At 40.5% G+C, this 9,539-nt stretch carries 5 protein-coding genes and 2 pseudogenes; 5 read left to right on the forward strand and 2 right to left on the reverse strand.

Annotated features, from left to right (window positions below; genetic code table 11):
* Nucleotides 1-308 (forward strand): annotated as a pseudogene (locus O9334_RS11220) (IS701 family transposase); the annotation flags it as partial.
* Nucleotides 309-620: 312 nt separating this feature from the next.
* Here O9334_RS11220 and O9334_RS11225 read toward each other — a convergent pair.
* On the reverse strand, nt 621-1,454 hold the full coding sequence (locus tag O9334_RS11225) for a GIY-YIG nuclease family protein (protein WP_288000304.1): 834 nt from the start codon (nt 1,452-1,454) through the stop codon (nt 621-623).
* 721 nt (nt 1,455-2,175) lie between these two features.
* Between O9334_RS11225 and O9334_RS11230 the strand changes: the two genes are divergently transcribed.
* Complete coding sequence (locus O9334_RS11230) at nt 2,176-4,926, forward strand: glycerol-3-phosphate acyltransferase (RefSeq protein ID WP_288000305.1); 2,751 nt, start codon at nt 2,176-2,178, stop codon at nt 4,924-4,926.
* A gap of 866 nt (nt 4,927-5,792) precedes the next feature.
* Here the strand turns inward: O9334_RS11230 and O9334_RS11235 are convergent.
* Complete coding sequence (locus tag O9334_RS11235) at nt 5,793-7,949, reverse strand: putative PEP-binding protein (protein ID WP_288000306.1); 2,157 nt, start codon at nt 7,947-7,949, stop codon at nt 5,793-5,795.
* Between the two features lie 305 nt (nt 7,950-8,254).
* On the opposite strand from O9334_RS11235, the gene O9334_RS11240 reads away from it, so the two are divergent.
* From O9334_RS11240 to O9334_RS11250, 3 genes and pseudogenes are all read left to right on the forward strand, one after another.
* Complete coding sequence (locus O9334_RS11240) at nt 8,255-8,950, forward strand: response regulator transcription factor (protein WP_002795661.1); 696 nt, start codon at nt 8,255-8,257, stop codon at nt 8,948-8,950.
* A gap of 89 nt (nt 8,951-9,039) precedes the next feature.
* The gene (locus tag O9334_RS11245) at nt 9,040-9,276 is read left to right on the forward strand and encodes a DUF433 domain-containing protein (protein ID WP_002795660.1); all 237 of its coding nucleotides are present in this window, start codon (nt 9,040-9,042) and stop codon (nt 9,274-9,276) included.
* Nucleotides 9,277-9,310: 34 nt separating this feature from the next.
* Nucleotides 9,311-9,539: pseudogene (locus tag O9334_RS11250) on the forward strand (hypothetical protein); the annotation flags it as partial.

A 9,539-nucleotide genomic window follows, 5' to 3' on the forward strand; every position in this document is an offset into this window, starting at 1 on the left:
TCTATCGAGAGGCGAAAGGATGGTTAGGGCTAAGAGAATATCAGGTTCGCGAGAAAGAAAGCCTTCTTCGCCATTTTATCCTGGTGTTTTGTGCCTACACTTTTATTCTCTGGCATCACTTAACCGGGGGACTACAAAGGCGATGGGCGAATAAACCTTTGGAGACATTTACTGATGCTTTGGAGGCTTTTCGTACAGCGATGTCTTTTTGTTTTTTCCCTTGGCTAACGCAGAATATTGATGTCTTTTCCGCTCACAAAGCGGCTTTGGGCTACATTTGGGCTTTAAATTTGTTTAAGTACCAGTAGGAAACTTCTATTTAATACTGCACACTTAAAACTCAAATCTGATAACTGATAACTTACCCACTGATAACTGATAACTGATAACTGATAACTGTCTCCCGTCTCGACTAGGAAATTAATTTTGCACGACTACTTATTTAGCCGAGCGAGCTAAACTTTTTGGCTGAGTTAAAGCTGAAAGTAAACGACACAGGGAAAGGGAGGCTCTCTCTCAACAAATTTGGCGGGCTATTTCCTTGAGTTGACACCAATGATCCTATGCACCCAAAATGTAATATAGATATTTCTACAAAATTGAGATGCACCCATTCAAGATTACCCTTCAATCCAAAGTAACGGAACTAAATCATCGACAAAGCAGCATAAATCCGCCAAATCATCAGGATATTGATTAGACATTCTCTTAAAATCATGTTCTGGGATTGTTCTCATTTTTACCCCAGCAAGTTTTTGAAAATTTGTTATTGATTTAATCTGTTTATAATTATTGGTAGGGGTGATAGAGATTATTACTCCATTACAAGCCATTTCCCAATGATTATTATAGGAACGATTCTGACGAGCTAGGGATTTTTGTGCGCGACTGCCTATTTGAAAATCTTCTGGCCCGCTGATTCTTCCCCAAGGTTTTCTTCTAATCTTAAAACTGGTATTTATATGATTATTTTCTTGAATAAAATTTTTAATCTTTGCGGCTGTACCTTTCGGAGAACAATCTTTCCAGTCATATTTCAAATGAATATGTGGTAGCTCTTGAGAAGTTTGTGGTTTAAACCCAATAATGATTAATCGTCGAGAAAATTCCCTGAGAAAATTTCGGAAGACTAACTCTGATGGTACAATTTGTGGAGATTTAACTTGTGTTCTATTTAGCAAAGGTTGAAAATGTTTAATTAGATATAGTTCAATTTCATTTAATTCTTCATTATTGCAAACTTGCCAAGCTATTCTTACAGGATAATCTTGATTAATTTCTTGTAATTGATATATACGATGGTGATTTTTCCAGCGAGTTAAAAGATTAACTGCTTGACCAATATAAAGAATTCTATTTTGAGAATCGATAGCAAAATATATGGCCGAACAATCAGGAAGTTGATTTAAATTATCTAGTTCTACTGAAGACATTGCCAAAGGATCGAGCAACATAAACCTAGTCTTATTTTATTTTCAAGATAATAATTTTCTGTAATTGCTATCAATTATAACTCATTGTTCGCTTAATTTTTTAAGGCAAGGGTTTTAAAATTGCTGTAACCTTTATCCTGTATGCTTTTTAGCGAATAAGATAAGCAGAAAAGTGGCGATTCCTTAACCTCAAAATGGTCTTTTTGTACTAATAAATATTCGAGTAGAACGCTCAATGCGTTTGCTAGACTGCATTTGAGACAATTTATCAAATTTTCGGTTCCAGAAATGAGCGAAGGGTGAGTGATAAAATTCATGTCAGCGAAGAAGTCCGTCAAGCTGTGGGAGAAGAAGGAGCCTAAGATAGTTTATTTACATCCTTACTCTCTCGACTTTACCTCGATTGAAAACTATTGAAAACTTTTGCCCAAAAGTCAAGTCTATCTTGGGAAAATTACAACCGAAAAATTATCGAGACTTAGACAAGGCTCTCGAAGAAGCTTTTAAGGCAGTCTCCAAGAAAGACACCCGTAATTGCTGCAATCACTATTGTCATTATACCTCATCTGTCCGAGAAAGGCTGTAAGTATTTATAAAGTAAAATTTAAAATAAATAATGTCGTCGGTTGGTAGAGCTAAAATACTATATAAGATTTCAGGGAGTGTGGGCGGAATTATTCTAATCCCGATACCTGACAGGACTCCACCGAGAATTAACTATTTTTTAGAGCCAGAAAATATAATGACAGAAATTTGGGGTTCCCTATTTATTTTTTTAGTCTGTCCCATCATCGGGGGATTGCCTCTGATCGATTGGATAAACTATCTAGTAACTGGACGTAAATTATCCCAATTAGGGACCGGTAATATCGGTGTAACTGCCGCCTTTTATCATGGGGGTAAATTGGTGGGAATTTTGGCGGTAATTTCGGAAGCAGCCAAGGGAATTATCGTTATTTTCCTAACCCGTTTATTTTTTCCCACCGGCTCCACTTGGGAATTATTAGCTTTAATTGCCTTAGTCGTGGGGCGCTATTGGTTAGGAAAAGGTGCGGGAACTACTAATGTTTTCTGGGGATTAATCGTTCACGATTTTGTCGCTGTTTTTCTCACCTCAATCATTAGTGGGATTAGCTTTACTATTTTTCGAGAAAAATCTACGGGTAGATTGGTAGGATTATTTTTATTAGCTTTAATTCTCACCTTGCGCCGTCCCCACGATTCAGGTTATATTATAACTGCCATTGCTTTAGCCTGTCTATTAGGGGCAATTTTTCAAAAAATAGCCGACGATTTAGACTTACCCGAAGCAAGTGTTAACAATGAATCAAAAACTATGTTTCGTTTTTTTCGTGGAGATCGATCGATCCAAACTCTTGATGACAATCTGACGGCTTTAAAAGTGGGACAAAAAGCCGCCACTTTAGCCTATCTTAAGCGTGCCGGTTATCCCATTCCTAGGGGTTGGATTTTACCACCGGGGGATGATCCACAGCCGTTAATAGAATCTCTTCATCCTGATATTAATCATCCCTTAGTCGTGCGCTCTTCCGCTATTGGAGAAGATAGTGAAACCGCTTCATCTGCGGGACAATATACTACAATTCTTAACGTCATCGATCAAGAAAATTTAGCGGCGGCGATTTTAAGTTGCCAAACCTCCTATAATAGTCCTAATGCTGTTAATTATCGACTTGATCGAGGTCAAGAAAACACGGCCATGGCTGTGTTAATTCAAGAACAAATTCGAGGAGTTTTTTCGGGGGTTGCCTTCAGTCGTGATACGATTAATCCTCTCAGTTTAGATGTGGTTATTGAAGCTTTACCCGGAGATGCCACCAGAGTTGTATCGGGAAGAATCACCCCCGAAAGTTATCGAGTCAATTTAGAAGAAAATATCATCATCGGAGCGGGAGATATTCCCCCTGCTATTATTCAACAGGTAGCTAATCTTTGTCGGCAATTAGAAACCCTTGATCATGGCATTCCCCAAGATATAGAATGGACTCATGACGGACAAAAATTATGGTTATTACAGTGCCGTCCTATCACCAATTTACAGCCAATTTGGACAAGAAAAATCGCGGCGGAAGTTATACCCGGGGTGATTCGTCCTTTGCCTTGGTCAATTAATCGCCCTTTAACCTGTGGAGTTTGGGGAGATATTTTCCGGTTAGTTTTAGACAAAAAAGCCCTCGATTTGGACTTCAATGAAACGGCGACTTTACACTATCAAAGAGCCTATTTTAATGCTTCTTTGTTAGGAACAATTTTCCGTCGCATGGGATTACCTCCAGAAAGCTTAGAATTCCTGACCAAAGGGGCAAAGTTTACCAAACCACCTTTAACGGCAACCTTGGCTAATTCCCCCGGTTTATTAAAACTTTTAGGACGGGAATTACAGTTAGAAAAAGACTTTAGCCAAGATCAAAAAAACTATTTTATCCCGACGCTCGAAAAAATTAACGCTACTTCCCTAGAAGCTTTATCTTCAGGGGAGATTTTAGAGCAAATTGAGGAGATTTTAACCGTCTTAAAAAAAGCTACCTATTATAGTATTCTTGCCCCTCTTAGCTTCGCCTTGCGTCGCAGTATTTCCCGAGTACCTTTTGAGAAATTGGATAACTCCCAAGCACCAGAAATAGCCTCAATGCGATCGCTGTTTGAACTGAGAAAAAATACGCTCGATCGAGATTTTGACTCAGCTTTTTCCCTCTGGTTAGAAACCTACGGTTATTTAAGCGAAGTAGGAACCGATATTTCGATACCGAGATGGCGAGAAAATCCCCAAGAGCTGCTACAACTACCCTTAGATAGTCCGGGCAATAATAGCCATAAAAAAGTCAAATCTTCCCATACTGTCCAAAAAAGGTTAAATATCAAAAACCAAGGGACTGAAATTTACTCCCGTCTTTTAGCTCACCTACGCTGGCATTTTCTTGCTTTAGAAACCCTCTGGTTACAGCAGCAAATATTATCGGAGACGGGAGATATATTTTATCTAAATTACTCAGAAGTTACCCAGTTGGGTCAGAATAATAAAATCGCCAATCTTAACCAGATTATCTGCCAGCGTCGCCAACAATTCCAAGAAAACTCTCAATTAACCGATATTCCCTACATCGTTTATGGACAACCACCGAAAAGAGAATTTTTAGTTTCAAATTTAACTGCCAAAAAACGCTTACAGGGAATTGCCGCTAGTGGGGGGACAGTGGAGGGACGAGTCAAAATTATGCCAACCCTACAAAATCTAGAAATTGCCCCTAATACTATTCTCGTTATTCCCTATACTGACTCGGGATGGTCCCCTTTATTATCCCGGGCTGTGGGCATTATTGCCGAGGTGGGGGGACAATTATCCCATGGTGCTATTATTGCCAGAGAATACGGAATTCCGGCGGTTATGGATGTGCATCATGCCATGAAATTGTTAAAAGATGGTCAATTAATTCGTCTCGATGGCAGTCAAGGAATTATTGAAATTCTCTAGGCATTAGGGGACAAGCTGTTCGGTATCTAATAAGTAGTCATGCAAAATAAATTTCCTAGTGAAGATAGGCAAGAGGCAAGAGGCAAAAGCTTTATCGAAATGTGTAATTAATTTTGCTTAGGTACTTACCAAATCCTGTTTAAAAGGTATAGGAGAGCAGGGAGCGCCGGAGTTGGGAGAAGGGAGAAAAAAGCTGTTTCCCGACTCCTGAATACTGTCTCCTGAATACTCTCTCCTGACTCCTAAATAATGACTTCTAACCCAATGATAGATGTGGGATTTTTGCGGGAGTCCTATTTTCCGACAGATATAAGCAAAAATTATGTATTAACTCCAAAAACTTGAGAATATTTAAATTAACATTCCGCAATATTTACAAATTCTTAAGAATTAATTGAGAAAGATTTTTATTTAACAACGATGTTACAATGGTAACAGTGATTTTACTAAATTTCATATTGGGGTACTCTGTGCTTTTTTGGGCAGCAATGGTTGAAACCCTTGCCACACCGAGAAGGTAATCCTAACTAAGACAGGTAAATGAGTCAATTTCACCCACAACGATGATCTTTTTTTTGTGTAGTTTTATTGCAAAAAAAAAGTTTTTTTGACAAAAAGCACAAAGTATGATAATCCACCAATGGATTTCTAGCCGCAAACAGTAAACAGTAATCAGTGATCAGTAAACAGTAATCAGTGATCAGTGAAAAGACAGTAGGAAACTTCTAGGAAAATTAGGTAATTTACCAGATGAAAATGGGTAAAACCCTACACCCTACACCCTACACCCCACGAGAAACTTTTTGCCGCAAACCCTACTTAACATCTTCCTCAACAGCCAACCCCTAACGCTCCTTTTGCCGAGATTATCTGCTATTTTCCAATAAAAACCTTCTTTCGGCGCGAACAATTGCCTCTCTAGTGGCTAAAACTGCCTCCCTATCCACCGAAAGAGAAGTCACACCCCAAGCAATCAGATCATCGATAATTTCAGGATACTGGACGATGGCCATACCGCAAACGGAACAGGGAATCTGTAAAACTTTTGCTTGAGTGATAATTTGTTTTAAAGCTGCCCTGACTGCGGGATGACGGGCGTTAAAATATTCTGAGAAATGTTCTCGATCGCTACCTAAAAGTAATTGAGTTAAATCATTAGTACCAATAGCGAGCAATTGTACGCCCGCTTGCACATAATCCCTCAATTGAAAGATTACCCCGGGTACTTCTACCATTATGCCCAATTGAAAAGAAGGGACTTGAGTGAGTAAAGCCGATTGTACCCGTTGCCGGCAAAAAATAAATTCTTCAACTCCGCGGACAAAGGGAAGCAGTAAATTAATATTGGTGGCGCTGGTGGTTTGTACCCGTCGTAAAGCTTGCAATTCCAGATCGAATAGAGTCGGATCTAATATATAACCATGGGTTCCCCGACTGTCTTGAGCCGAATGTTGAGCATCAAAAGAACGGTAAAATAAAGGCTTAGGCTGGATACTAAGGGCAAATTGTGCGATTAAATCACTTAATCTCTCGAGCAATGCTTCTTGATGCTCTGGCGTTAACCATTCTTCTAGATTACGCTGAGAAAGTAACTCTAAAATCATCCATTCTGAGCGCAATAAACCGATCCCATCAATAGGCAGTTCTTGGATTCCGGCAATACTTTCAGTTTGACTGAGATTAACCATCAAACGGGTAGCAATTGCCGTGCCGTCGGTTTCTCTGGGGGGTGGAGGGGGTAAGGAAATCTGTTCCTGAGATGCTAGAGAAATAATTCCCCTCGTACCATCTACTAAAATTATCTCGCCTGAGCGGATAATTTCCGTGGCATTTTTCACCCCGACAACGGCAGGAATGGCTAATTCCCGGGCTAAAATGGCTCCATGGCTAGTTAATCCCCCCTGTTCCGTGATCATTGCCCGAATTTGGCGTAAATGGGGCAGTTTTTTGGGAGGTAAATTAGTAGTAACCAAAATGCAATCCTGAAAATTTGCCTCTGGGGAGTCGAAATTGCTGATCACTTTTGCCACTCCCGATGCCAACCCTGGGGATGCCCCTAATCCTCTTAAGGGATAATGGCAGGTAGTAGCGGTGATTTCCTGACTGTGACAGTTGAGAATATAAATTTGACCATCCAGCATCATCAGCCATTCTATGCTGGTTAACGTCGGTTTTTCCGTCAGCAGAGATTGAGCCAGCTGACAAAGGCGATCGAGGGCGAAATTATCTAAACAGTAGCTTTCCTGTAAACTGGGTGCTAATAATTGTGGTGCAAGCAGATTACTGTCACTATTGAGATAATAAGCCCTGGATTTATTGCCTAATTGCCGACTGCGTAATTGACCGGAGCGATCGATAATGTAGGTATCCGGTGCCACTTCTCCATTAACTAAACTGTGTACTAAACCCCAAACCGCCTGAATTTTCCAGTTATCCTCATTAATCAACAGATTTCCCGCACAATTAGCCGGTAATAACGGTTGTACCAGTAAAGATAATTGAATGTTTTCTAAACCAATTCCCATTTTTCGCCAATAAAATAGACTTCTGGCGGTGAATAACTCCGCCCAAGCTTGTTTTAGGGCATTTTCTAGATTATCTGCTTTAATTCCACTGATTGGGGCGGAAAATAAACCGAGAGTTCGCCGAGCCAGATTAGCTGGTAGGGAAAAGCGCCATACTAGGGTATCCATGGATAATTGTGCCACGGCCGCCCCTAGTTCTTCTAACCAGAGAGGAGGAATTTCCGCTTGTAAAATGGCGCGGCGACTCTCTTTGGCGACTAATTGCAGAGCTTTGGCGTTATCTACGTCTAAATAGAGGGAAGATTGCGGAAAATCAGTCAGAAACGAGTCAGCCTTGTTGATAGTTTCCAAAAATTCCGCAAAAATGCGGTTAAAAATGGCAAATCCCCTGATAATTGGGTATCCTCGCTGGTGTAATTCACTGGCAATAAAAGCTTTTTCCCCCACCAGGGGGCGATCAGAAGCACTAATGCGATCGAGCCAGCAGAGAATGGTCACGGGATTTGTTAAGAATGGTGAAAGGATTATAAAATCATTGTGTGATTTTTGTAATTTTTTAGTTCTATCTGCTAGTTTAACTCACCGCCACTATCTTGAGGATGATCTGGGGAGTGGGGTGTGGGGTGTGGGAAGAACAAAGCTGCCTTTTGCCTTTTGCCTTTTGCCTTTTGCCTTTTGCCTTTTGCCTCCTGCCTCCTGCCTTTTGCCTTTTGCCTTTTGCCTTTTGCCTCCTGACTACTGACTCCTATCTCCTTAGCTGATAAGATAGGATTCGGACAATATTCGATCGCTGCGAGAAATTGATGGACACACCTGCGAAAGTTTTGTTAGTGGATGACGAACCGGGGGTTCGTGAATCTGTGCAAGCATATCTACAGTACGGGGATGACTTCGAGGTAAGAACTGCTAGTAATGCTAACGAAGCCTGGGATTTACTCAATCAAGAAATTCCGGAATTAGTTATCTCTGATATTATGATGCCGCAGGTGGATGGCTATCAGTTTCTGAAGAAATTGCGCGAAGATGCTCGTTTTCAGACAATTCCCGTGGTTTTTCTCACTGCAAGGGGGATGACAAGCGATCGCATTCAGGGTTATAATGCTGGTTGTGATGCTTATTTATCCAAGCCTTTCGATCCCGAAGAATTAGAAGCATTAATCAAGTCTTTAATCGAGCGCCGTCGTCAATCCTTGCAAGCCACCAGCGAAAACGCTAGATTAGAAGAAATTGCCCGAGATATCCGGGAATTAAAACAGCAGGTGGGACAACAGAACACTTTTACTACTACTCCCCCCCCGATTAAAATTGACCTTACCCCCCGGGAACAAAGTGTTTTAGATTTAGTAGCGGAGGGATTGATGAATAAAGAAATTGCCAGTCGTCTAGAAACCAGTGTCAGAAACGTAGAAAAATACGTCAGTCGCTTATTCAGCAAGACTGGTACTAATAGTCGCACGGAATTGGTACGTTTTGCCCTAAAACACGGTTTAACCAGTTAATATAGCAGCTAAGGACAAACTAGCGGGCAACTTTCTTCTTAGAAATATCCCCTGGGGAAAAAGGCAGATGACAAGCAACTGAATTACCGATGGAAAAACAACTTTGGCAGCGAATCACCCTCGATTTAAATATCTGTCATGGCAAACCTTGCCTTCGAGGATTGCGTTATCCTGTTGAATTTATCCTAGAATTACTTAGTTCTGGCATGAGTATCGAAGATATTTTAGCCGACTACGATGATTTGGAACGGGAGGATATTCTAGCGGCGTTATTGTTTGCCACTCGGTTGACTCAGGTAAAAAGCATCTACCAAATTGCACCATGAAGTTTTTAGTCGATAAAATGCCACGACAGATGCAGAAATTAACGCTCTTTCAATTCAACAAAATCGTATTGTTATTACCAAAGACACAGATTTTCTCGATTCATTTTTAATTAGTCAAGAACCTTATAGCGGTAAGCGCTTGAGTGAGATACAGACCAAGCTTTGCCTAGCATGGTTTATAGCTTGTGACACTGTACCTAATACGACTGCACACCGCTATAAGCTAGTGAGGTACACATATTTTTCTTCCCTTTTGACTTTTG

Origin of the sequence: Microcystis sp. LE19-8.1F (genome assembly GCF_027531715.1) — a bacterium.
In the GTDB taxonomy this organism is placed as follows: domain Bacteria; phylum Cyanobacteriota; class Cyanobacteriia; order Cyanobacteriales; family Microcystaceae; genus Microcystis; species Microcystis wesenbergii_A.

Bases quoted from the DNA above. Each gene is read 5' to 3' on its own strand.
- O9334_RS11225 (WP_288000304.1), bottom strand. From the start codon at position 1,454: ATGTTGCTCGATCCTTTGGCAATGTCTTCAGTAGAACTAGATAATTTA.
- O9334_RS11230 (WP_288000305.1), top strand. From the start codon at position 2,176: ATGACAGAAATTTGGGGTTCCCTATTTATTTTTTTAGTCTGTCCCATC.
- O9334_RS11240 (WP_002795661.1), top strand. From the start codon at position 8,255: ATGGACACACCTGCGAAAGTTTTGTTAGTGGATGACGAACCGGGGGTT.
- O9334_RS11245 (WP_002795660.1), top strand. From the start codon at position 9,040: ATGGAAAAACAACTTTGGCAGCGAATCACCCTCGATTTAAATATCTGT.